Here is a 25,354-nt window from a genome sequence, read left to right as displayed (position 1 = left end):
GATTGAAAATAAAAGTTTGCATTTATTAGGCTTTTTTTGCACTCTTTAAAAAATAAACCGACTGAAATAGAGAATAAAATATATGACTAATTTGGTGATAGTGGAGTCTCCTGCTAAAGCTAAGACCATTGAAAAATACTTGGGCAAAGGGTTTACCGTTCGTTCAAGCTATGGCCATATCCGTGACATCCAGAAAAAAGGGATGGGGATAGATATTGAAAATGGTTTTATGCCGAATTACGAAATTTCACCGGACAAAAAGAAAACCGTTACCGAATTACGTAAGTTGACTAAAGAGGCCGAAACGGTCTGGCTGGCAACGGATGAGGACCGCGAAGGGGAAGCCATTGCCTGGCACCTAGCGGAAGCCTTAAAGCTTGATGTCAACGACACCAAGCGTATTGTGTTTCATGAAATTACCAAAACAGCGATACAGAAAGCCATTGCCGAACCTCGCAAAGTGGATATGGATTTGGTTGAGGCGCAACAGGCTCGCCGTATTCTTGACCGTATCGTGGGGTTTGAATTATCCCCTATTTTATGGAAAAAAATTCGAACAGGCTTGTCTGCAGGCCGAGTTCAGTCCGTTGCCGTTCGACTGATTGTCGAAAGAGAACGCGAGATTGATGCCTTTGAATCGGATTATGTGTATCGCTTACAAGGCTCTCTGGATATTCTGGATGAACACCAAAAGGTGGTTGGAACGGTTGAAGTGAAGCGGAGCACTGCGTTTAAAACCGAAGAAGAAGCTCAGGCTTATTTAGAGCAGGTCAAAACCACAACATTGACGGTTTCTCAGTTGGAAGAAAAGCCCGCGAAAAAATCACCTAAAGCGCCTTTTACAACATCGACTTTGCAACAAGAAGCATCTTCAAAGCTGGGCTTTTCAGTGAAGCAAACCATGATGATTGCGCAACGCTTGTATGAGTCTGGGAAGATTACCTATATGCGTACCGACTCGGTCAATCTCTCTGAAGAAGCCATTCAGAAAGCACACGACGAAATCGTGTCCGAGTTTGGAGAATCCTATTCACAAACGCGTCGTTATAAAACCAAAAATGCGGATGCTCAAGAAGCGCATGAGGCGATTCGACCAACCGATTTTTCAGTCCAGTCGGTGACGGGAGAACGAAACGAACAGCGTCTTTATCAGCTTATTTGGCGACGAGCGATTGCCTCGCAAATGGCAGATGCTCAATTAAAACGCACGAATGTAGATATTGCGTTAGCCAGTATGCCTAATGAAAAACTAGTGGCAAAAGGCGAAGTCATCACCTTTGAAGGTTTCTTAAAAGTCTACAATTTGGATGATGAGGCCAAAGAAGGGCAGCTTCCTCCATTAACGGTCGGGCAAGCTTTGCAGCTGGGTGTTTTGACGGTAAGACAGAGTTTCTCAAGACCGCCTGCTCGATATAATGAAGCGAGTTTGGTTCGAACGTTAGAAGAGATGGGGATTGGTCGTCCGTCCACTTATGCACCGACCATTGATACTGTTCAGCAGCGTGGTTATGTGGTTAAAGAAGACCGTGAAGGGCGTCAGCGTGATTATCGCCAACTGGCTCTGACCGTAGATGGGATTGAAGCCAGTACTTTGACGGAAACTACTGGGACGGAAAAAAATAAACTCTTTCCAACTGATATTGCGGGTATTGTCACCAACTTTTTAGTAAAGCATTTTGGAGACGTTCTGGATTATAAATTTACCGCTTTAGTGGAATCTGAGTTCGATACTATTGCGCAAGGTAAAGAGTCTTGGCAGGAAATGTTAACGAAGTTTTATCAGCAATTCCATCCAAGAGTGGATGCTGCTGAAGATGTTTCTAGGGAAGAAGCTGGACAATCTCGTGCTTTGGGAGATGACCCAAAAACTGGTAAGCCGATGTTCGTTAAGATTGGACGCTTTGGGCCTTATGTACAATTAGGCGATGGTGAGAATGATGAGAAACCAACTTTTGCCAGCTTAATGCCTGGGCAAAAGATGGATACACTGAAACTAGATGAAGCATTAGAACTGTTTAAATTGCCGCGTGAAGTCGGTGAGATGCCGGAATCTTTTTCAGCCAAAGCGGTTGATGGAACGGAGTTTGCCGTTGAAAAAGGGCAAGTCATTATTGCCAAGCAGGGCCCTTTTGGACCCTACTTGGAATATGGTCCTAAAATGTATGCACCCATCAAGGGGTTTGACCCTCTCAGTATTGAGATGGAAGATGCCGTTGCGTTGATTCAGTCCAAAATTGTGACCGAAGCGGAAAAGATTATTAAGGTTTTCCCTGAAACTGATGTGAAAATTTTAAAAGGTCGATGGGGGCCTTACATCACGGATGTGACAACGAAAAAGAACGCTAAGATCAAAAAAGATGAAGACGCGTTGGAACTCAGCTTTGAAGAATGCCAAAAACGTTTGGATGAAGCGCCAGAGCCGAAAAAGCGTGGACGAGCGGGTGCGAAAAAGAAGGCGCCGGCTAAAAAAACCGCTGCTAAGAAAAGCACCGCTAAGAAACCAGCCGCGAAAAAGCCCGCCGCGAAAAAAACACCGGCTAAAAAACCTGCGCGTAAATCGCCCGCCAAAAAGACAACGGATAAGAAGTAATTAAAATCTACCAGGCGTGGTAGATTTTATAACGACCCTTGCCGGCATTCTTTGCCTGATACATTGCTTGATCGGCATGCTTAAGCAAAGTTGCTTTGCTTGCGCCATGGTCAGGGAAGAGTGCAATTCCAATGCTGGAACCAATTTTAATTTCATGGTCTCCAATGTTGAACGGCTGGCTGAGAAGTTGGTTAAGGTTGTTTCCAATCTCATTGAGCTGTTCAGGTGTCGTATAGGCACGACATAAAATAACAAATTCATCGCCCCCAACACGGGCAAACAAAGTATCTTTAGCAATATGTTCAGCGATGAGCTCACTCACCGATTTGAGCAAGTGATCTCCCGTGTCATGCCCTAGAGTATCATTGACGGTTTTGAAGTTATCCAGGTCTAAAAACATCAAGGTAAACTTGTTGCCAGAGGCCGCAAAGGTTTCTAGCCATTCATCGAGCGCCTGATAAAAATAATTTCGGTTAGGCAAGCCGGTGACAATATCGGTATTCGCTAAGAAGCTCAGCTCTTGTTGGGTTTGTTTCAATTCGGTAATGTCGGTATAAACTAAGGCATAGTGAGTCGTCTGAGTGGTTTGGTGAATGACTTTCTGGCAATCTACTAAACTCGATCGAGCAAGCTCCCCATTGGTATGGTGTAAAGTCAGTTCACCACGCCAAGCTAAGTCTTTGTCAACCTGCATTAAAATGTCTTGCGGCGGTTCGTCTTGTAAATTATCCAACAAATCCCTTAGCGTCATTTTGGCTAAGTCGGCTTGTGTTAATCCAAAAGCGTCGTGGAAAGAGGGATTGGTACGAATAAAAGATAGGTTTTCATTGGTAATCGCAATCGCTTCTTGGGTGTTTTCAAGTAAGATTTTGTCTAATGTCAGTTCTTCCTCAAGTTGCTTTTGTTGAGTAATGTTTAAACGGACACAGCTTAATTTTTCGACATTGCCAAGCTCATTGGTGATGGTCTGACCCCGATCATAAACCCAAATGTAATCTCCGTTTACATCCATGACTCGATGAGTGTCTTCGTAATTAGTCACTTGATGGCTAAGCAGTTTAAGGAGCTTTTTTTGAACTTGTTCTTGATCTAAAGGGTGGATGCGAGCTTGCCAGGCATGTAAATCTTGCGGAAAATCATGATGATTAAACCCAATCATTTCTTGCCATAAATCTGAAAAATACGCTTGATTGTTTTTGATGTCCCATTCCCAATAAGCCAGTCGACTGCAATCGAGCACGAAAGATAAGCGCTTTTTTTCTAATTCATGCTGTCGTTTAACGGCGCGCAGTTTTTGCTTTGCCTCTTCGGCTTGCAGCTCAGCTTGTTTATTAAGTTTTTGAAATCGTTTATAGCCAATAAAAGCAAATAAAAAGAAAAGACCTATCGCAATTTGAAAATACAGATTCCAATTAATATCAAAGGTGGTTATCGGGGCAATAGGGTATTGAGAGGCAATGAATAGGAATCCAAACAAAGCCAGAAAAAAGGCAGAAAAATAGCGAAATGAAGAATGACTAGCAACCTTCATAACTTCCAAACCTGACAAATTGATAAAAGCATATCACCATTGATAAGTATTTTTTTGTAAGTAAATGAGATTATTGAAAAAAAAAGCGCACATGTAAAGAAGTAATTTGAAATGAATTCTTAGGTAGATATCTAGAGAAAAATAATGAATTTATCCAGATTTTATCGGATAGTTGGTTCGATAAAAGGTAAAATATGCGGTTAATTTTAAAGAATCAATAAAGAGATCAGTCCGCATGAAGCACCAAGTTGCAGAAATTTTGTCAGAGGTTATCGATCAGTTCAAACAGGAGGGGATTTTAGAAGCCTCTTTCCAACCTCGTGTGAACGTAGAAAACACCCGTGATAAATCGCATGGTGACTTTGCCACAAACTTAGCGATGATGTTGACCAAAATCATCGGTAAACCACCTAGAGAAATAGCTGACATGATCGTCGCACGCCTTCCAGAATCTGAGGTGATTGAAAAAGTAGAAATTGCGGGTCCAGGGTTTATCAACTTTTTTGTATTGGATGTGGCGAAGTTCAATGTGCTACCGACGATTTTAGAAGCCGGTGATGCTTTTGGTGAATGTAATGTCGGTCAGGGTCGTTCAGTGTTGGTGGAATATGTCTCAGCAAACCCAACCGGGCCATTGCACGTTGGGCATGGTCGAGGGGCGGCTTATGGAGCCAGTGTGGCCAGTTTGTTGTCAAAAGCAGGTTTTCAAGTCTCGCGTGAGTATTATGTGAATGATGCCGGGCGTCAAATGGATATTTTAGCGGCATCAACCTGGTTGCGTTACTTACAGCATTGTGGAGAAGAGTTAACGTTTCCAAGCAACGGATATAAAGGGGATTACATCTTTGATATCGCGCAATCGTTGTATGAAGAAAAAGGCGATGCGTTGAGAAAATCCGCACAGGTGGTGTTTGAGGGTGTGGCAAAAGATGAAACGACGAACGCTGCCGGTGAAACTCAAGGCGATAAAGAAAAGCATATTGATGGCTTGATTGAACAGGCCAAATCGCTTCTGGGAGAAACACATTATCGTTTGGTGTTTGAAAAAGCATTGGATGTCATTCTAGGCGACATTCGTGAAGATTTAGCAGAGTTTGGCGTCGAGTTTGAGAATTGGTTCTCAGAGCGCTCTTTGATGGATTCTGGCGTAATTGATGCGGCTCTTGAAAAGTTGCAGGCCGCCGGAAAAATTTATGAAAAAAATGGCGCTTTATGGTTTAAATCATCAGAGTATGGTGATGAAAAAGATAGAGTGGTCGTGCGTGATAATGGTCTAAAAACGTATTTTGCATCTGATATCGCTTACCACTTCAACAAACTTGAGAGAGGGTTTGACGTACTGATTGATATTTGGGGATCTGACCATCATGGGTATGTGCCTCGTGTCAAAGCGGCTATGCAGGCGATGGAAACTAACCCGGATGCTTTAGAGGTGCTACTTGTGCAATTTGCCGTGTTATATCGTGGGGGTGAAAAGCTCTCTATGTCGACTCGCTCTGGACAGTTTGTTACCCTGCGAGAGTTGCGAGATGAAGTGGGCGCAGATGCGGCACGTTTCTTTTATGTGCAGCGTAAGTCTGAGCAACATATGGACTTTGATCTTGATTTGGCGAAGTCGAAATCAAATGAAAATCCGGTTTATTATATCCAATACGCCCATGCTCGTATTTGTCAGGTTTTGTCATTGGCAGAAGAGCGTGGTTATGCGTTAGATACTGAAATGGGCTTGGCAAATTTAAGTCGTTTAACATTGGAGCCAGAAGCAGATTTGGCTACTTTGTTAGGCAAATACCCTGAGATTATAGCGCGTGCAGCACAGGTCTATGAACCCCATCAAATTGCTTATTACTTAAAAGAATTGGCGCATGGGTTGCATGCTTATTATAATTCGACCCAGTTTATTGTTGAGTATGAACCGTTAAGAAATGCACGTTTGACATTGGTGGTCGCTGTACGTCAAGTGCTGAAAAATGGGTTGGAATTATTAAGTGTCGCCGCACCAGAAAAAATGTAAGGGTGGTTTTGTTGAAAGAAAACACTTCAAATAAACGGGCTCTCTTTTTGCAAAGGGAATGTGTATGAAGCAATATACTCGTGATTACCGACATGGTCATACACAAAGGCAGCCTTTTCAACGAAAATCACAATTGTCTCAAGAGGAGACGGTTACACCGACCTCCGGTTCGCCAAGATGGGTTTGGTTAGTTGCTTTAGGGATGTCGGTTACTTTGATTTTGGGTTTTATCGCCGTTCAACATTTTGCCCAAAACGGAGTCAAGTCGTCCGTAAAAGACGTTGAGTCTTCTGCGACAATGGTGCAAACCCCAAACTTCAAACCTCAAACCTCTACGGCAAAAGTAGCTCAAAAACCAGTTGAGCTAGACAGTAAAGAACCTTTAGTTGTTGAAAGCTTACCGACCGTCTCTGAGGAAACACAAGCGCAAAAACCAATCCACTATACTTTTTATCAAGGGTTGGCTAAAACCGAGGTGGTTGTTGATGCGATTCCGATTTCTGTTGCCTTATCATCTCCTTATTACATTCAAGCGGGAACTTTCGGATCAAAAAAAGTGGCCTTGAGAGAAAAGTCACGCTTAAAGTCACATGGTCAGGATTTAACGATCTCGGAACTGAAGCAGGAAGACCGAGTGTATTATCGATTACGGATTGGACCTTTCGAGGATCGCTTAGTGATGAATAAAAAGCGCAATGAACTTCGGGCGTTAGGCGTTGATACGCTCCTTATTAAATCAAGCCCTGAGTAACTTTTAGCGGTTTAGGTTAAAAAACATCAGTCTGATCAGGCCTGGTCAAATTTATGACTTGGCAAGTTCTTCTTCTGAAACAATTTGGTTTCGTCCCAGGTTTTTTGCCTTATACAGTGCATCGTCAGCCCGGTTGATCCATTCTTCAATTGTTTCGACGCCTTCACCTTGATAAGCCGCGACACCAAACGAAGCGGTAATTGCCCCTAAAGTCTTTTCAGAATCTTTACGTTTAAGTTTGGCAGTCTCTAAATTGTGTCGGATAGATTCAGCTCGTTCTTTAGCCTTTTCAAGACTACTATGTGATAACAGAATGGCAAACTCTTCACCACCATATCGGCATACAGTTTCGGTATCATCTTTGGTTTTTTTCATCAAGTTGGCGAAATACCTGAGAACACTGTCACCGACTAGATGACCAAACGTATCGTTAAAACGTTTGAAATGATCGATGTCGGTTAAAATCAGAACGAGACTTTGAGGGTTTTCCTGAGTATTGTCTGCTAAATCCTGAATCGCATTATTGAACGCTTTGCGATTACCGATCTCTGTCAATTCATCTGTTAATGTTTCAGCACGGGCTTCAATCAGCTCTTTGCGTAATTGAAGAATTTCTTCGTTACTGTCCATCATTTCTTTTTGAAATTCTTCACTAGATTGCTTCATGGAAGATGCCGTATTGAGTACGGAATGAGTCAACTCTTTTAGGGTGGCTGCATCTATATCATTTGAGGCCAAAGACGTGGTGTAATGGTTTAAATCTTGTGTGTGTTTTTCAAGCTTATCACTCCACACGTTCATCTTTTTGATGACAAGATTAATCAGACGTTTAAAAGCGCGGTCAAAATCATTCCCAGATTCATCTTCTGCAAAATATTCATCGTATAAACGGCGCCCTAGGCGATCATTGTAGCCAAAGGGATCTTGTAAGGCATTGTCCATTTCTTGACGAAATTTTGGGTGATCGCCTTTGTAATATTGATACCAAATGTAATAGTTTAGGGGGGTCGGATTAATCTCTTGTTCTTCAAAAATATCAATGAGCTGAACGAAAATGCGTTGAGCTTTTTCGGGGGCATCTTTAATATTTATCAACATAATCCTTCCTGTTCTTCATCTAAGTGTGTTGTGTGTCAGAGCGGCTGGTGTTTTGAAAGCTAAAATTTATTTTACACATATTTGCGTGCAATCCCTAGACTGTTTCATAGAAAAAGCTAGGTAGATAGAGTATAGTAAATTTTTGCAATTCTTGCGCTGAATTTGGTTTTTAGGAGAAAAAATGATTAACCCACAGCAGATTGAATCGATTGTTGAAACCATTAGCCAAACAATCCCACCGGGGGTTGGAAAACTGCCTGAATCGCTACGGCAGAATTTAAAGCAATCGCTGGCCAGTACCTTCGAAAAAATGGACTTGGTATCTCGACAAGAATTCGATATTCAAACAGGTGTTTTAGCGAAAACGCGCGCGAAATTAGAGGCATTGGAAAAGCAGGTCGCGGCCTTAGAAGCACAACAAAAAAATGACTGATTAAGCTGAACGATATGGCAAGCTCTCCAGGACAATATGCGACCATTCTTTCACGAGCTGTTTCAGGGGTTCAGGCGCCTGAAGTGCAGGTCGAGGTACATAGTACCAACGGCCTTCCGAGTTTATCGATTGTGGGCTTGCCAGAAGCGTCTGTCAAAGAAAGCCGTGATCGTGTTCGAAGTGCTTTGTTAAGCAGTGGTTTTTCTTTACCCCCCAAGCGAATTACCATTAATTTAGCGCCTGCCGATATCCCCAAACAGGGTGGGCGTTATGATCTTCCTATTGCTTTGGGTATTTTAAAAGCGACGGGGCAATTAACTCCTATTCGTTCGCTTGATTCTTTTGAATTTTTAGGCGAGTTGGCCTTAAATGGCGAAATTCGCCCTGTTCCAGGTGTTTTGCCTGCACTTATTCAAGCCGAAAAGAAAAGTCGCACCGTCATTGTGCCGACATCAAATTTAGTCGAAGCCAGTTTTGCTGATGTGGCAGACGTTTATGGTGCGGAGACATTGTTAGACGTGTGCCAATTTCTGATGTCATCAGAAACTTTCTTACCTAAACCGGACCGGCTTGAGAAAACTGAGTCAGAGTATTTAGAAGATATTTCCGATATCAGAGGGCAGTTTCAGGCAAAAAGACTATTAGAGGTTTGCGCTTCAGGTGGACATTCTTTGTTGATGGTTGGCCCTCCCGGATCGGGCAAAAGTATGCTGGCCTCTCGCTTAGTTACGTTATTGCCTGAGTTGGACTTGAAACAGGCCATTGATGTGGCTTCAATTCATTCGGTGGCTGGCAAAACGGTTTCGATGGATCAGTTTTTTCAAAGAACACTGGTTCAACCACACCATACGGCAACCGCCGCCGCAATGGTCGGGGGTGGTTCAGGAAGCTTTCCAAAACCGGGAGCCATTTCATTAGCCCACCATTCCATTTTGTTTTTAGATGAGCTGCCGGAATTTAATCGTTCAGTCTTGGAAGCCTTAAGAGAACCCCTTGAAACCCGAAAGGTTGAAATTGCCCGCGTTAATCAAAAAGTGACTTATCCGGCTGCCGTTCAGCTAGTCTGCGCGATGAACCCGACACCATCAGGCTATTTTCCTGACGACCCAATGGGACGCTGCCAAGATACGCCAGAACAAGTTCTGCGTTATCGGCGGAAAATCTCCGGCCCCTTATTAGATCGAATTGACTGCCATTTAGAGGTTCCCCCTGTCGATTTTGAAGCATTAAGCGGTGAAAAGGAGATAGGGGCCGAAACCAGCTCGGTTATACGAGAACGTGTTCAGGCTTGTCAAAGAATTCAAAAAGATCGACAAGGATGTTTAAATACCGAGCTCAGTCCGAAGCAACTAGAACAATTTGTCTTGTTGCAACCGGCTTCAAAAGCATTGCTTGAGCAAGCAGTGAATCGAATGGGTATGTCGGCTCGAGGCTATCACCGTATTTTGCGGGTCGCTCGAACCTTGGCGGATATGCAACAACAGGAAAACGTTTTGGTGGAACATGTAGCGGAATCGATTTCTTATCGTTCATTGGATAAGTCGCTTTAAATGATGGAATCAATTTATTTAACCGCTCTTATGGTAGGTCTGCTAGGTGGCGTACATTGTTTGGGGATGTGCGGAGGCGTCGTTGGGTCATTAACCTTTAATCTCAAGCCTGAAGTTCAGTTAAGTTGGTGGCGTATGTTTCCCTACCAATTAAGCTACAACGCTGGGCGCATAACCAGTTACGTTATAATCGGCGCGATATTCGGATTCCTTGGTAACTCTTTAATCTCTTTAGCGGCATTCTTACCACTTCAACAGACCTTACAAGTCATCGCCGGTTTATTTATGATTGTCTTAGGGCTTTATTTAGGCGGTTGGTGGAATGGGATCGTTGTTGTTGAGCGATTGGGGCAGGGTATTTGGAAGCAGTTAGCACCGCTGACAAAAAAGATGATGCCGGTGCAAAATTTCTACCAGGCCTGGCTTTATGGCTTGATCTGGGGATGGCTTCCTTGCGGTTTAGTCTATAGTATGTTGATTATGGCGCTCAGTGCTGGCGGTGCCATGGAAGGCGGTTTGGTTATGTTGGCATTTGGAATTGGTACTTTGCCCAATCTTTTGCTGATGGGCAGCTTTGCCTTTTTCTTTACTAAGCTTTCCAGAACCCTATGGATTCGTCGTTTGGCTGGTGCCTTGGTCATAATAATGGGTGTTGTTCAACTGTATTTAGCATTCACCATACAGTTGAGTTGATCTTGTCTGGTATGACGCTTAAATCTTATGGCATATCATCGGTTTGGATGAAGTTATACTTAATTCCCATGGTGCTTAACAAGTGTCCAGTAGCATTAAGAACGCGGTATTTTGCCGTTAGTTGATCTGCTTCACTGGTCACCAGGTTATTGAGCCCATTAATGTATTCATTTTCGGTGTTGAGCAAATCTAATAAAGAGCGCCGCCCCAAACTGAATTGTTTACGATACCCATTGAGGGTATCTCGTGTCAGTTTGATGTGTTGACGCATATAATCAAGCTGATTGTTGATATAGAGTTTTGCATTCCAAGCATACTTTAAGTTTTCAATCACTTGTCGGTGAGTGTTGTTTCTAATTTCTGTTGCTTGTTGGAAGTTACTTGCGGTTCTTTCTCGGCTCGCACTGTCGCGGTCACCATTATAAAGGTTGTATTTGAAGCGTACCATGGCCTGAAGATATTCGTTTTTGCCTTCAATGCCAGATAAATTATTGTCGAAGGTTTTTTCGACTTCTAAATCAACGCGAGGATAATAATTAGAGCCTGACAATTCATATTGCATTTTGGCCTCAGCGATATCTGCATTAGCTGATTTCAAGGTCGGGTGGTTTATGAGGGCTTCATTGATAGCACCTTCTAACGTTTTGGGTAACGTGAAGTCAGTTTTTGGCTGGATCAAGTTGTCTTCAGGCATGCGACCTAATATGCGTTGAAATTTGGCGCGAGCATCATAAAACTTATTTTCAGCAGCGCCGTAGTTTGAGCGAGCTAACGCCAAACGTGCTTCGGCTTGATCGACCTCTACTTGATTGCCGATACCGGCTTCAGTACGACGTTGAATTTGATCTAAAATCTTCAAGTGCGTTTCTAGGTTTGTTTGTGCTAAATCCTGTAATTTTTTTTGTTTAAGTAAATTGATGTAAGCCTGGATCATTTGTAAGGCGATATCATTAGCTTTTGAGAGTGTTTTGTAGGCTTGAGCATCCAAACGATATTGCATACGTTTGACTTCATCTTGGGTGCCAAACCCTTCAAAAAGATTCTGGGTTAATTTAACGGAGGCTTCTCGACGCGTTAATCCATTGCCGGTATTGTCGATTCCTGGACGATCGACTTCTTCATACCCTACCCCTGCATTTAAATCGATGCTTGGATAATATCCGCCTTGTGCCCCTTTTATTTCCGCTTCAATGGCTTGATAAGCTTTAACTTCTTGCCGAAACTCAGGGTTATGAACAACGGCATCTTCAACGGCTTCCTTTAAACTAATTGCCTTAGCATTAAATGAAAAGGTCAACAGGGCTGAGCAAGCTAAGCTTGCCAGTAGTAACGGCTTTTTTCTAAGTTCCATAGTGATTTATCTTTTTGTTTAGAGTGCATTTTTACGCCAATTTTGTATTTTTATGACTAGGTTTAACCTGTCTTTGGCATCTAGTTTTTCTAATAAACTGTGAACATGTGCTTTGACAGTGCGCTCACTAATAATCATTTGCTCGGCAATTTCATGGTTACTTTTTCCTTGCAGAATCCATTCCATGGTTTCAATTTCTCGAGCAGATAATTTTTCTTTCCAGGAATCATTTTGTACTGCTTGATTGGAAGAGACTGCTTGAATAATCCCTTGCATTACATTTTGTCCCAGCCAGATATTTCCGTCTAAAATCGTGTTGAGGGCCTGCTCAATTCTTGACGGTTGAGAAAATGTATTTACATACCCTTTAATTCCCTTTTGGAACCAAGCAACCCCTTCTGCTGCTGAGGGTTGGTTTGAAAACAGCAAAACGGTATACCCTTGCTGGAGAACGGCTTCGATTTCAGCAGTATTTTCGGGATCACTTGTTAACTGTATCAGCAGTAAATTGTCAGTTACAGGACGCATTTTCGGATTCATCTCTAAGGTATAAAGAATTTGTTTTGGCAATGAAGATACCTTAGACCAGTTTTTGAGTGCATGTGGGTCTTGGACGTAAAGGAGTAACTGCTTCATATGCGTTTCTATTTTGTTATAGTCCTATATAGGTTAAACCATGATTATGCATTAAAAATGCAAGGTTTTATTAAACTCTAAGATTCTCTTAAGGCTAAGTCTTTGGCTTTGATAATCGGTTTAATCAAATAATCCAATATGGTGTGTTTACCCACCACAACATCCACCGTCGCTGTCATTCCGGGTAATAAAGACAATGGATTTTTTTCAGACCCGAGATAGTTTTTATCAGTTTTTATACGAGCGATGTAAAAACTATTGCCTTCTTCATCCAAGATAGTATCGGCTGAAATCTTTTCGACAGTACCGTCCAGACCACCATAAATAGCAAAGTCATAAGCAGTAAATTTAATTTTTGCTTTCAATCCAGGATACACGAACCCTATGTCAGCCGGGGAAATTTTGGTTTCAAGCACAAGCGAATCATCTAATGGAACGATTTTAATAATGTCACTACCCGGTTGAATCACTTCACCAATCGTTGTGACTAAGAGTTCACTGATGGTGCCATTCACAGGAGATGTAATACTGGTTCTTCTAACACGGTCTTCTAAAGCCGTTTTAGAACTTTCAAGTTGGGAGAGCTTTGCGAGCACGATATTCAATTCCTGCTGTGCTTCATTGCGAAACTTTTGTTGTGCTTCCTGCTTTTTATTAATCGACTCATTGATAATGGATTTTAAGCGTGGGATAGAGTTTTGAGTGGTCTGCAACTGTGAATAGGCATCTGTGGCTTCACGTCTCGTTTTCAATAAATCGACCTCGGAAGCAATGCCTTCTTGGACTAAAGGTTTCATGATTTCGATTTCTTGTTGTAAGAGTTCATAAGATTTAGACAGCTGTTCAAACTGATTATAAGCTTCTTGTAGTTCAGATCGATTTTGGGTGATTTTTTCGTTTAAAATCTGCTGAGTTGTTTCAAGTTGCTGTAGTTGGTTCTGATAAAGTTGTTTTTCACGCTCAAAAATGGCTTCGACTTTTGGGTTGCCAGAAGGCATGCGGATTTCAAAGGGTTTGTTGAATGCTTCTGCCGATAAGCGAGCAGCTTGAGCTCTTAAGTCATAAAGCTGCGCTTCCGTTTCATCATAAGAGCTTGCAAACTGAGTATTGTCTAGTTTTAGTAAGACCTGACCTTTTTGCACTTTATCGCCAGAGTGAACAAAAATGTTTTCAACAATTCCGCCCTCCAAGTTTTGAACGACCTGAATTTTAGTAGAGGGAACCACTTTTCCTTGACCGCGAACAATTTTGTCGAGTTCGGCATAGTTTGCCCATACTAATAACCAAATGAGTACTAAAAACATAATCCAGACAATCAATTGAGATTTGACGGTCGGTTTTTCCAGTGCTGCTTGACTCAAGTTTGACATAAACGCCAAATCATCTTCTGGGATAGAGGCTTCTTTTGAGTGCGGTTTATGTGTCGTATTTTTTTTGAATATCATGGTTTATGCTTTATTAATTCGACCTGTTTTCAATGCTTCCAATACGGTTGCTTTCGAGCCATCGGCAATTATTTTACCGTTGCTCATCACAATTAAACGATCCACGAGCTGTAGCAAACTCATCTTATGCGTTACAACGATACTGGTGTTCTTCAATGTTCCATCTTTGAGACGGTCGATCATCGTTTGTTCGGTATTGGCATCCATTGCATTGGTCGGCTCATCAAATAGATAAATTGGGGTATCCAACAATAATGCTCGAGCAACACCGATACTTTGGCGTTGACCACCTGATAAAGAAGCACCACCTTCATTTATTTTTAAGCTATAGCCAGAAGGGTGGGTTTTGATAAAATCATCTACGCCCGCAAGTTTGGCTGCGCGTAAGATTTCGCTGTCTTCAACATAAGGTGCACGATAAGCGATATTTTCACGAACATCGCCACTGAATAAGGTGACATCTTGCGGCACATAGTTAATGTTGCGTCTTAATTCTGCTGGGTCGAGCTGGGTAATGTCAATGCCATCAATTAAAATGGATCCTGAATCAACATGATAAAAGCCAAGAATCAGTTTTTCGATAGTGGATTTTCCTGAACCGATTCGCCCGATAATCCCCAGTTTTTCACCAGGATTGACTTTAAAAGAAACTTTATTTAAAGCCGGTTTAGTTTCTTCTGGATAGGTAAAGGTGACATCGATAAATTCAATACTACCTTCAAACACCGGATGCTGAATAAAACGCTTTCCAACTGGGCGTTCAATCTCTTTTTTCATCAGTTCATTTAGGGAATCCAACGCTGTTTTGGTTTGTTGATACGTAGATGTCAGACTGGCAAATTGTCCCATAGGCCCAATAGCTCTTTGGCTTAACATCACGGTGGCAATCAATCCCCCCATGGTTAAGTCTCCGTCTTTAATTAAATAGACTCCCGTTAAAACAATAACAACTGTGCTCATTTGTTGCATAAATCCAGTCACGCGCCCAATAGAACTTTGGAGCATTTTAGATTTTAAGCTGGCTCGAGCAATCTCGCCCACCGCTTGTTCCCATTTCCATTGAGAATGGGCTTCAACCCCTAATGATTTAATGGTTTCGATGGCAGTCAGGGTTTCAATTAAAACCGCATTTTTTTGAGAAGAGGCTTCGTAGGTCGCTTCTACACTGCTTTGAATAGGTTTTTTCATCGCAAAGCTGTAAATCAGAATGATACTGATAATGGCAATTGGGACCAGAACAATCTGGCCGGCAATAAAGAAAATGACCAGTAAGAAGATAATCACAAACGGTAAATCGACCAAAGAGGCAATGGTTCCGGAGGTAAAGAAATTTCGAATGCTGTCGAATTCTTTTAAATTGTTGGCAAAAGCTCCAATTGACCCCTTTCGGTTTGACATGGTCAGTCCGAGAGTTTGTTCAAAGAGTTTGGATGACATGATGACATCACTTTTTTTGCCGGCCATTTCCAAGAAATAAGAGCGTAGAAATTTCAGCAGAATGTCAAACATATAGACAACACTGATACCAATGGCCAATACCCAGAGAGATTCGACGGCATTATTGGGCACAATACGGTCATAGACGTTCATCACGAATAGCGGGTTTGCCAATACAAAAATATTGATAATGATCGAAGCGATTAAGACATCACGGTAAATTCCACGGTTATCCCAGAATGTATGCCAGAACCAGTGTCCTTTTCCAGTGGAAATCAGGTCTTCTTTTTTAGAGGATTGTCGAAACTTTTCGGTAAAGTAAATAGCATAACCAAGATAGTCTGCTTCCAGTTGCTCTAAATCGACCTCTAGGCGCCCATCTGGAGCATCTGACAGAATAAGTGTCGCTGTTCCATCTTCGATATCTATTTTTTCTAACAGGCAGGCCTGGTTGTTTTTTAATGTCAGAATGCATGGCAAAACTAGATTAGGAATTTCTTTTAAGGTCCGTTTTTTGAAACTGGCAACGATATTAGCGCGTTCGGCCGCACGAATGAATAGTTCAGGGGTTAATCGATCATGGTTTGCTAGAGGGAGTCCAGATATCAAAGAATCTTTAGAAAAGGGGTGACGATTGAGTTTGGTATAAATCACCAAACAATCCAATAGAGGGTCTTTAAAATCGATTACGGATTGTCCTAGATCTGCTGCAGGTGTTTCTATGGTTTCGTTTTCTTTTGAGTTGGCAGCAGAAGCTTGATCGTGTTCCATAAATTCAGCAGTTCCCTATCCTGTTGCGTTAAGTGGTTGAGTATAAAATAATTTTACATTTTGGGTAGAGTATATTTTCTTTACACCCAGTTTTTATAAGGATTTCGGCGCTCCGAAATAATATCCTTGAAAATGATGAATACCTAATTCTTTAAAGGCTTGGATTTGCGCTTCATTTTCAATGGACATGGCAATAATCTGTATATCCAAACTTTGCGACATGTCACACAAGCTGGAAATGTAATAATGGGTTTGCTCATCCTGTTCAATGGCTTTTGAGAAGGATGTATCCAGCTTGATGTAATCTGGTCGCAATTCTTGGATGTAATTCATGTTGGTAAAACGATTCCCAAAGTGATCGAGTCCAAACTGGATACCCATGCTTTTAATTCTTTCGATCAATGGTCTCACTTCATTTCGGTTGGCATTGATAATGGCTTCTGGAATTTCAATGGCAATTTGATCTGTGTTTACGGTTTCAAGCTGCTCGAATAACCAATTCTGGAATGTTTGGTCTCGGATAATGCTTTGTCCAAGATTGATGGCAAGACGCTCACCATGAAATAAAGTATGTTTCGACAGATAAGTCACAGCTAGAGAGACAGCAAGTTTATCAATTTCATCCATTTTATTCAGTTTGCGGATAGCGGGTATAAAAAAGCTGGCCGAGTGGATCGTGTTGTTTTCATCTTTTAAACGAAGCAATGCTTCTCGGCTATGAATTTTTCGATTTTCATCATATGCAGCTTGTTGAAATAAAATAAAACGTTTTTCCTTGATCGCCACATTTAGCATGTCTTTCCAGCGGGTGTCTTCTTCAGCGTTTAATTTTTCAGGTTGGTAATAAAAATATTGGTTTTTGCCTAGCTGGCTGGCTTCTTTGGTGGCAAAGTCAAGTTGCGCTAACAGCTCACTGCGATTATTCCCCGGAGTGTAATCAAGATAGGCGATGGAGATACTCACTTGTGATTCAGAGGCTTTTAAGTGACTTAACACTTTAGGCATGGCTTCACATATTTCTGAGACCGGTTTGGATAACTTTCTGCCTGAAATGGTGGGCATAATGGTTAACAGTTCAGAGCCATTCAAACGAGCATAAAAGCTGTTGTCAAAGTTGAAATTATTCATCATTTTATCGGCCAATGCTTTTACTAAGTTGTCTCCAGACATATAACCAAACTGGTCATTAAATTCTTTCAAATGGTGAATACGAATGAGACAAATTGTACCGGGAGAGGCTTCGGCTTGTGTATCCAACAAGGCATCAATGTTCATTTCAAAATGCCGACGATTGCTGAGTCCAGTCACACTATCTTGATAGGCAAGCTTCTGTAATTTTTCGGCATGTTGTGCATCTCGATCAAACACTTTCTTCATTTTATAAACCATGGCATTCATGGCGGAAACGACGCGTTTGAATTCAATGGTGCCTGGTAAGGCTTCTTGTAAGAGGTATTCTTTGCGTACAATGGCTTCGGCTTGTTTTTCCATTTTCTTTAAAGGGGTCAGCATGACGCGCAATGCATAGGCCGCAAACCCGATAGCAATGGCTGCTGCAAGTGTGAACCAAAGCAATAAGGTAATGGCCGTTTTCCACAGCTCAATATAAGCATACCCTGGATGGCTCTGAACGGTTAGATGTCCCAAAGGAATCCAACCGGATTGAACTAACGCTTCTGCATTAGGCGCCTCAATAGAAATAAGATTAATGAACCAATTCGGTATACCGTCTATGTCATGTGAGTTACTTTTTTCATAAATCAGTTGTCCATCCATATCTCGCATGGTGATGTGAGAATAATAGCCACGATCAAATACTGCGTTAATCATGGTTTCCATGCTGGAAGGATCTTCTGGGTTGGCGACAGAGCTGAGTGATAGCCCTAAGGAGGTTGCCGTGTCCTGGGCATGAGATTGCAGTTGGGCCTCTAAAAAGGATCGGGTATTATTTAGATTGAGTAAAAAGGTCCCCAATAACAAAATAACCAGCATTCCAGTGATAAAAAGCATCATTTGTTTACTCAAGCTCATGAGTCGCTTCCTTTTGGTAGAGAGGTGTTGTCAGAGGCAGCCTGTGCGTTGAATTTCATTGCTGCATCCTTTTGAGTAATTGATTCCAGTTTTTCAATTTTTTGGTTCCCCCTTTAACGGCAGCCCCTTTGCCTCGTTGTTTCGATAACCATAGCCCATCACCGTTGAAACTGTATATCGGTATGAGATCTCGGCGCTGTGTTGCTTTCACAATACGACGATTGATATTATCTAAAACCAGCGGTATCGATCTAGGTGTTTCAAAATAGGTCAACACCATGTGCGCTTGTCGAAGTCGAACGGCTTTAACGTAAGTAAGGTATAGCTTTGATTCTGCGACACCCATTGCCTTTAAAGTAAAGTATTTTGCAATCACAAAGTCTTCGCAGTCTCCAGCATCCGTACCCAATAGTTCAATCGGCGTTGCCCAGTAATCTTTTTGATGCCAATGCTCAGCATCGGAAACAAAGCGCGCTTCATTGAAAAAACGGTTCACTTTATCGAGTTTTATTTTTTCTGGCTTCTGGTAATTTTCGTTCACCAAAGCCTGCCATGCTTCCAGTCGTTTGGCAGCTAAAGGACCATACTGCTGTTTTGCTTTCTGGATCTCCTTTGGGGTAATGACCTGCGGCGCCTTTGAGGCGGTCGCCCAACTTAAGGTCATTGTGCTCAAAATGAGTATCAACAGGAGCTTGGTCATAAGTCAGGCATCATGATTTATTCTTGATAACGGTTATAGTGTTTCATTTTTTCGGGCAATGTGGCAACGGCTTCATTTGGCACAATTTGTTGATCCATAACCATAAAAGAAATACGTCTATTTTGCTTTCTTCCCGCCTTTGTCGCATTGGAAGCTACCGGATTGGTTTCGCCTTTTCCGAGCACTAAAATTTTAGAGGCATCATAATCAAATTTGCGAACCAGATAATCTTTGGTGGCTTGTGCTCGATTCCAAGATAATTTCATGTTACTGCGCTCACTGCCCAAAGCATCTGTAAAGCCGGTAATGACAATGCGCTCATGTTCTTTAAGGGTTCTCAATTGACTGATATCTCTATCTAAAATAGGTTTTTGGTCAGGGCGAATTACATAAGAACCGGTGTCAAAGACAATATTCGTCACTACTAAACTTTTAGGTTCACAGCCGTATTGATTGACGGTTACCCCGATTGGCGTGCCGGGACATTGATCTTTTTCGTTTAAGATGCCATCTCTGTCAAGGTCTGTATCTAAACGACAACCTATTTTGTTGACTTCAACGCCCGGGAGTGTTCCAGGACATTGGTCTTGACTGTCGAAAACACCGTCATTATCCGCATCACCCTCACAGCCGAATTTGTTGACACTGATGCCTGCCGGCGTTTTGAGACATTGATCGAGTCGATCCACGACCCCATCATTGTCTTCATCTGACTCACAACCAAATTGGTTAACTTTTTGATTGGGTAGGCTATTCAAACAGTGATCCAGCTTGTCTGCCACCCCATCCTGATCAAGGTCTTTATAAAGACTGGAGATTTTTTCTGGTTGTGAGGATTTTTCTGTCAACGTTTTTTCAGCGATACTTTGTGGCGGCTGAGAGGGTTCTTGAGCGAAAAGAGAAGTCGAAAAAATGCTAGATAAAGAGAGTGTCACAGTGCAAAGAAATAAAGAGGGTCTCATTGAATAACCTTATTTATCAAGTAGTATTATTATATAGTGACCTGATTTTACAGCAAAAAAGGCATAAAAACGAAGAAATTACACTTGCCCTATTTTGAGTAAGATATAGACCTATAATGCTTGTCCGATGGCGGATAAAAGTGTCTCATCAGGGAGTATTAAGGGGTTTCCTGTCATACTGCCTGAGCGGCAGCTGTTCAGAACCGGCGCTAAATTATCATCTTGCAACCCATACTCAGATAAACGGTTTGGAATGTAAGTTTTAGTCAACTGTCGTAAGTGTTCGATTAACACGGAGAGCGCATCGGTTTCACGGAGTGACGTAGCTGTAAAGAGTCTGCCGATTTGAGCATATTTAACTAAGGTATTGGCCGCATGTGCTTCGTCTGATTGTTGTAAGGCAAGAATGTTCGCTTCGGTAATAGGGGCGAGTAAGGCCGCGCAAAGCACGCCATGTGGGGCTTTGAAGAAAGCGCCGATTGGGCCAGCTAAACCATGCACTGCGCCTAGCCCGGCATTCGCCAAGGTGATGCCGGATAAACAGGCCGCCAGCATTAAATTGCCATAACCGGTTTTTTGCTGTTCAAAATCATCGCTGTTGATGGCTTCAAACGCACCGTTAAACAATGTCATGCCTTGCCATGCCAAAGCATCCGTAATCGGGTTGGCCTTTAGGGTTGTGTAAGATTCCAATAACTGGGTAAAGGCATCCATGCCCGTGCTGTAAAGCACCTCGTGTGGGCAGGTTGGGAGGAAGCTGGGGTCTAACCAGACTTCTTTTGCGAGCAGTTTGTCATCCCGAAACGATTTTTTGAATTCGTCTAAACGTGACAGCACTGCGTTCTTGGTGGTTTCACTACCCGTGCCGGCCGTGGTTGGCATCGCGATAAAAGGCAAGGTCTTACTGGTCAGTTTGAGTCCTTTTCCGACACCTTCCAAGTAATCCATCACCGAGGTTTGGCTAGGAATTAACCCCGCCACTGCTTTGGCCGCATCCAGTACACTCCCGCCGCCAATACCAATCACCGCTTCGGCATTGTTTGGGCTGGCTTTAACGATTTCATCGACCAAATCAGGGGAGGGTTCGCCAGAGACCACAAAGACATTGACGCGGATATTTTTCTGTTGCAGTTGCGTAATCAGCTCTGCTGAAAAACCGCCAGGCCTGGTCAAAAATTGACCGGAAATGAGTACAACCGATTGATAGCCTTGCTCTGCTATGGCTTGTGCAAATTGATCTCGGATCCCCCAGCCGAATTGAATTTTAGGGAGGTTGGCGATTTGAAAGTCTGCAATCATCTGTCGTCCTTTTGTATCAATCGAGTGGCGGTCTATCCTGGGTTGAGCATGGCTTTCAAGTTTTCCAAGTGCGCATTCCCGGTGACTTTTTGTTCTTCTGGGGAGAGTTCAACGCCCGGCTTGCCTTCCCATTGCAAGAGATCTTCCGGCAACTCTTCCAGGAAGCGACTCGGCTCACACTTTATTTCTTCACCATATTTTTTGCGTTTTTTAGCATAGGTCATCGTCAAGCTACGCTTGGCACGAGTAATGCCCACATACGCTAAACGACGTTCTTCTTCCAGTCCCGGTGATTCCATGTTTTGTTTATGCGGTAATAGCTCTTCTTCCATGCCGATTAAGAATACATGTGGAAACTCTAGCCCTTTGGATGCGTGTAACGTCATCAAAGTAACCATATTGGGTTCGGAATCCTCTTCATTGCGCTCCATCAAGTCCATCAGGGTCATATGGGCGACAATCTTTTCCAAACGAAGTTCGTCACCATCTTCATTAAAAGCTTTGTCAATAATGCGCTCAATCCACAGCAGTAAATCGCGCACGTTTTCAATGCGTTTTTCTGCCATACGGGGGGTGTTACTGGTTTCGTGTAACCAGTTGTCATATTCCAGTTTTTCGATCAGCTGTCGGACAAATGACGTGACTTCGGTGCCTGCTAACGCATCGGCTTCTTGCGCCCAGGAGAGTAACAATCCACCAAAGTGCTGTACCCGTTGCAGCGCTTTTTCACTGAGCACGGTGCTGAGTCCCAGTTCTTGGGTCGCATCAAACAAGCTGACCCCGCGTTTGGTGGCGTAAGTCGCCAGTTTTTCTAACGTGGAGGCACCGATTTCGCGGCGAGGTGTATTCACAATGCGTAAAAAGGCCGCATCATCATCCGGGTTGACGATCAATTTAAGGTAGCTCATCACATCTTTAATTTCGGCTTTGTCAAAGAATGATTGGCCACCGGATAACTTGTAAGGAATATTTTGTTCGCGTAAAGCACGTTCAAACAAACGAGATTGGAAATTACCGCGATACAGGATGGCATAATCTTTAAACTGGGTGCGGTGTTTGAACTTGTGGACGATGATTTCAGAGATCACGCGTTCCGCTTCATGGTTTTCATCCGAACAGGCCATTACGCGTAGCATATCGCCCATCCCCATTTCTGACCAGAGACGTTTTTCAAAAATATGCGGGTTGTTGGCAATCAAGGTATTTGCCGCTTGCAGAATACGGTTACTGGAGCGATAGTTTTGTTCCAGCTTGATCACTTCCAAATTTGGGAAGTCTTTTTTCAGCAATTCCAAGTTTTCTGGCTGAGCACCACGCCACGCATAGATGGATTGGTCATCATCACCAACTACTGTGAATTTAGCACGTACGCCGACAAGTTGTTTTACCAATTCATACTGTGCTGCGTTGGTGTCTTGATACTCATCCACCAATAAATAACGGACTTTATTTTGCCACTTGTCCAAAATTTGCGGATTTTCATTAAACAGTCGTACCGGCAAGCCAATTAAGTCATCAAAGTCGACCGAGTTATAGGCATGCAATTGCTTTTGATAGTAATCATATAAAATAGCGCGCGCCTGTTGCAGGTTGTTTTCCGCCATTTCCAGCGCTTTTTCTGGGCTGATGTGGGCATTTTTCCAATTGGAAATGTCCCATTGCACACCATCCAGTTCTTCTTCACTGAGCTGCTGCTTTTTCATCAGTTCTTTCAGAATTTGTTTGGTATCGGTCGCATCCATAATCGAAAAAGTCGACTTATACCCGAGCGCATGATATTCCTGCCGGATAATATTAAGCCCTAAGTTATGGAAGGTTGAGACGTTCAATCCTTTGCTCGGGTCGTCTTTTAAAAGTTTAGTGACACGCTCTTTCATTTCCTTGGCCGCTTTGTTGGTAAACGTCAGAGCATAGATATGGTAGGGCTGCACGTCGTGCTTGCGAATCAAATAAGCGATTTTCTCGGTAATGACACGTGTTTTTCCCGAACCGGCACCGGCCAGAACCAGTGCAGGGGTCTCAATGTGCATCACCCCTTTAAGTTGTCGATCATTCAGTCCAAACATCGGTGTAAATCCATTCGCGTGCTGTGATAAAAAAGATACAATATGATACCAGAATGTCGGCGTTTCGAATTTAGAGAAATTGCCCAATCTGCGTTATTTTTTAGTTCGCCTGATGTTTGTGGCGATTCGATTGAATTAAGCCGTTAACAAAGGTTAAACCCATCATGAGCGACATTGCACAACTTAAACAAGATATTACTTTTCAGAGCGAACTGAAAGGCAAACTCCTGAACTTTCATACCACGTGGGGCATTTTCAGCCCGAGAGAAATTGATTCGGGGACTTGGTTGTTGCTCAAGCATCTGACGTTAAAGCCTGAAGAAACAGTGTTGGATATCGGTTGTGGTTACGGTCCGCTTGGGTTGGCGATTGCGGCGAACATACAAGGCGAAGTGCATATGGTCGATAAAGATTTCGTCGCCGTGGATTATGCCAATAAGAACGCCGAAGCGAATGGGCTGAATCATGCCAAAGCCTATCTGTCGAATGGCTTGAGTAATGTGCCGAAAGACTTGAAGTTCAGTACCGTGGTGTCCAATATCCCGGCGAAAGTGGGGAAAGAAATGCTCAGCATTCTGTTGCATGATGTGCATGAACAGCTTGAACCCGGTGGGCAATTTGTGGTGGTCACCATCAATGGATTAAGACAATACATGAAGCGCAATTTCATGGAAGTGTTCGGCAATTATGACAAGGTCAAGCAAGGTAAAGACTATACCATTTCAAGATGTGTGAAAAAGTAGGTAAATTAACAAGATATCCTCTCTTTTTGGTTTATAACGGGGGACGATATATTGTTATTTTCTTAAGTTTTATTGTCCATGTTTTCATTTGTATGAGACTATTTTACAGTCATAAAAGTGACTCAGATATCACGCATTCCTTCTCTATTCTAATCAATCATAACAACTGATCTCCTTGCAGGTCACCAATGCTGGCCTTAGACCTATAGAGCCTATCTAGTCTAGTGGCCCAGCTTTTTGACCTCATTGTTAGAGCACTCTGCTCAATAAATTTTCCTGTTATATTCAGTATGTAACGGTTTCACACGTAAAGGTCTAAGCAGCCACAGAAAAACATCTAAATATGTATTAGGAATCGGTGCCAACAGAAATAACTACTTGATTAGTTTGTATTTTTGCGTACCATTGAGATACTGTAAGCTTGAATGAGGAAGTTTAAGTATGCTTACCAAAAGTAAAGGAATTTATTCTGACACAAAGGAATCTATCGAAAAGATACAGAATTTTGATGTGGAAATTCTACCAAGAGATAGTGAATTATGTGATCACTTAAACTTTCATGACTCGGTTCAGGAGTTAATCGAATTATATCAGAAGGTCTCTGTCGTCGCTTTAGAAGACTGCCCCGCTGATAGTTTGGTGACTATACAAAAAAACGCCGATGATAATTATCATCTTTTTCAAGAAATGTTGAATTTCGACCTTGAACAAAACAATCCTAGCGAAGCAAGAATTACGCTTTTAAATCAAGTTTCATCGGCATACGAACTCGCATGCCTCGATTTACGTCAATACATTCCTGAAGCGCAACATAATCGTCGTTTTACTGACGCCCAAACCTCAAGTTCAGATGCACTGGACGTTGAAATAACGGAACAAGAATATCGTGCTCTATTAGGAGATAATTAACCATATGGCGTCGTGACACAATCTGGTACCTATATGGCATTATAAAAATTCATCAACCTAGCAGAAAAAAATACTCTTACCGAGTGATCCAAAAAGTTGAGACGCCCGAGGTTTAAAAGGTTCTATTCGTGCAACATTATATGCAAGCCCAGGTTGAGCCTATCGGACAGTTTGTTGTAGTGTCGATTAAGAGAGTACACCAGCCTATAAGCCCAATTTTATGGGGTGTTTGGCAGTTATGGCAAGGCCAAGCAAGGTAAAACGATACCATTTCAAGAGGTGTGAAAGTTTGAGTGTTAATCCCGCACACCTTCTTTAAATTGGGTACAATCTCTGCAACTCTA

Annotated in this window: 19 protein-coding genes; 8 read left to right on the top strand and 11 right to left on the bottom strand. The window is 42.5% G+C overall.

Translation table 11 applies throughout. The annotated features are described in order from the left end of the window. Positions 1-82: 82 nt before the first annotated feature. Complete coding sequence (topA, locus tag P8629_RS09460; protein WP_278165887.1) at positions 83-2,590, top strand: type I DNA topoisomerase; 2,508 nt, start codon at positions 83-85, stop codon at positions 2,588-2,590. A gap of 7 nt (positions 2,591-2,597) precedes the next feature. On the opposite strand, the gene P8629_RS09455 is transcribed toward topA, so the two are convergent. Beyond that, on the bottom strand, positions 2,598-4,121 hold the full coding sequence (locus P8629_RS09455; protein WP_278165886.1) for a sensor domain-containing diguanylate cyclase: 1,524 nt from the start codon (positions 4,119-4,121) through the stop codon (positions 2,598-2,600). A 235-nt stretch (positions 4,122-4,356) separates the two neighbouring features. Between P8629_RS09455 and argS the strand changes: the two genes are divergently transcribed. Further along, the gene (gene argS, locus P8629_RS09450; protein WP_278165885.1) at positions 4,357-6,135 is read left to right on the top strand and encodes an arginine--tRNA ligase; all 1,779 of its coding nucleotides are present in this window, start codon (positions 4,357-4,359) and stop codon (positions 6,133-6,135) included. A gap of 64 nt (positions 6,136-6,199) precedes the next feature. Further along, positions 6,200-6,886 carry an SPOR domain-containing protein gene (locus P8629_RS09445; protein ID WP_278165884.1) on the top strand — a complete coding sequence of 229 codons (687 nt, stop codon included), beginning with the start codon at positions 6,200-6,202 and terminating at the stop codon, positions 6,884-6,886. Between the two features lie 51 nt (positions 6,887-6,937). Here P8629_RS09445 and P8629_RS09440 read toward each other — a convergent pair whose 3' ends face one another. Continuing rightward, positions 6,938-7,984 (bottom strand): GGDEF domain-containing protein, encoded by a 1,047-nt coding sequence (locus tag P8629_RS09440; protein WP_278165883.1) that lies wholly within the window; start codon positions 7,982-7,984, stop codon positions 6,938-6,940. A gap of 181 nt (positions 7,985-8,165) precedes the next feature. Between P8629_RS09440 and P8629_RS09435 the strand changes: the two genes are divergently transcribed. Genes P8629_RS09435 through P8629_RS09425 form a run of 3 tightly spaced genes read left to right on the top strand, consistent with a single transcriptional unit; the run spans position 8,166 to position 10,660 of the window. Further along, complete coding sequence (locus tag P8629_RS09435) at positions 8,166-8,417, top strand: accessory factor UbiK family protein (RefSeq protein WP_278165882.1); 252 nt, start codon at positions 8,166-8,168, stop codon at positions 8,415-8,417. A 14-nt stretch (positions 8,418-8,431) separates the two neighbouring features. Next, the gene (locus tag P8629_RS09430) at positions 8,432-9,967 is read left to right on the top strand and encodes a YifB family Mg chelatase-like AAA ATPase (protein ID WP_278165881.1); all 1,536 of its coding nucleotides are present in this window, start codon (positions 8,432-8,434) and stop codon (positions 9,965-9,967) included. Beyond that, a complete protein-coding gene (locus P8629_RS09425; protein WP_278165880.1) occupies positions 9,968-10,660 on the top strand; it encodes a sulfite exporter TauE/SafE family protein in 693 nt (230 codons plus the stop codon). Positions 10,661-10,685: 25 nt separating this feature from the next. Here P8629_RS09425 and P8629_RS09420 read toward each other — a convergent pair whose 3' ends face one another. The 9 genes from P8629_RS09420 to rep all read right to left on the bottom strand — a co-directional run bounded on the left by P8629_RS09420 (position 10,686) and on the right by rep (position 23,358). Further along, a complete protein-coding gene (locus P8629_RS09420; RefSeq protein WP_278165879.1) occupies positions 10,686-12,011 on the bottom strand; it encodes a TolC family outer membrane protein in 1,326 nt (441 codons plus the stop codon). Between the two features lie 18 nt (positions 12,012-12,029). Beyond that, the gene (locus P8629_RS09415; RefSeq protein ID WP_278165878.1) at positions 12,030-12,647 is read right to left on the bottom strand and encodes a response regulator transcription factor; all 618 of its coding nucleotides are present in this window, start codon (positions 12,645-12,647) and stop codon (positions 12,030-12,032) included. A gap of 77 nt (positions 12,648-12,724) precedes the next feature. Continuing rightward, on the bottom strand, positions 12,725-14,092 hold the full coding sequence (locus tag P8629_RS09410; protein ID WP_278165877.1) for an HlyD family type I secretion periplasmic adaptor subunit: 1,368 nt from the start codon (positions 14,090-14,092) through the stop codon (positions 12,725-12,727). Between the two features lie 3 nt (positions 14,093-14,095). Then, the gene (locus P8629_RS09405; RefSeq protein ID WP_278165876.1) at positions 14,096-16,300 is read right to left on the bottom strand and encodes a type I secretion system permease/ATPase; all 2,205 of its coding nucleotides are present in this window, start codon (positions 16,298-16,300) and stop codon (positions 14,096-14,098) included. A 93-nt stretch (positions 16,301-16,393) separates the two neighbouring features. Next, positions 16,394-18,331: a bifunctional diguanylate cyclase/phosphodiesterase gene (locus tag P8629_RS09400; protein ID WP_278165875.1), complete on the bottom strand. Its 1,938-nt coding sequence runs from the start codon at positions 18,329-18,331 to the stop codon at positions 16,394-16,396. A gap of 55 nt (positions 18,332-18,386) precedes the next feature. Beyond that, positions 18,387-19,031: a transglutaminase-like cysteine peptidase gene (locus P8629_RS09395; RefSeq protein WP_278165874.1), complete on the bottom strand. Its 645-nt coding sequence runs from the start codon at positions 19,029-19,031 to the stop codon at positions 18,387-18,389. A 17-nt stretch (positions 19,032-19,048) separates the two neighbouring features. After that, positions 19,049-19,993, bottom strand: coding sequence for an OmpA family protein (locus P8629_RS09390; protein WP_278165873.1), 945 nt, complete (start codon positions 19,991-19,993; stop codon positions 19,049-19,051). A 111-nt stretch (positions 19,994-20,104) separates the two neighbouring features. Next, positions 20,105-21,292 (bottom strand): iron-containing alcohol dehydrogenase, encoded by a 1,188-nt coding sequence (locus tag P8629_RS09385; protein WP_278165872.1) that lies wholly within the window; start codon positions 21,290-21,292, stop codon positions 20,105-20,107. A gap of 32 nt (positions 21,293-21,324) precedes the next feature. Beyond that, positions 21,325-23,358 (bottom strand): DNA helicase Rep, encoded by a 2,034-nt coding sequence (gene rep, locus P8629_RS09380; RefSeq protein WP_278165871.1) that lies wholly within the window; start codon positions 23,356-23,358, stop codon positions 21,325-21,327. Between the two features lie 164 nt (positions 23,359-23,522). On the opposite strand from rep, the gene P8629_RS09375 reads away from it, so the two are divergent. Together P8629_RS09375 and P8629_RS09370 are read left to right on the top strand one after the other, a co-directional pair. Continuing rightward, the gene (locus tag P8629_RS09375; protein ID WP_278165870.1) at positions 23,523-24,101 is read left to right on the top strand and encodes a class I SAM-dependent methyltransferase; all 579 of its coding nucleotides are present in this window, start codon (positions 23,523-23,525) and stop codon (positions 24,099-24,101) included. Between the two features lie 441 nt (positions 24,102-24,542). After that, positions 24,543-25,010, top strand: a complete 468-nt coding sequence (locus P8629_RS09370; RefSeq protein WP_278165869.1) for a hypothetical protein — start codon at positions 24,543-24,545, stop codon at positions 25,008-25,010. The last annotated feature ends 344 nt before the right edge of the window (positions 25,011-25,354 follow it).

Origin of the sequence: Hydrogenovibrio sp. 3SP14C1, assembly GCF_029625905.1 — a bacterium.
In the GTDB taxonomy this organism is placed as follows: Bacteria; Pseudomonadota; Gammaproteobacteria; order Thiomicrospirales; family Thiomicrospiraceae; genus Hydrogenovibrio.
This window is presented reverse-complemented; position numbering and strand designations above follow the sequence as displayed.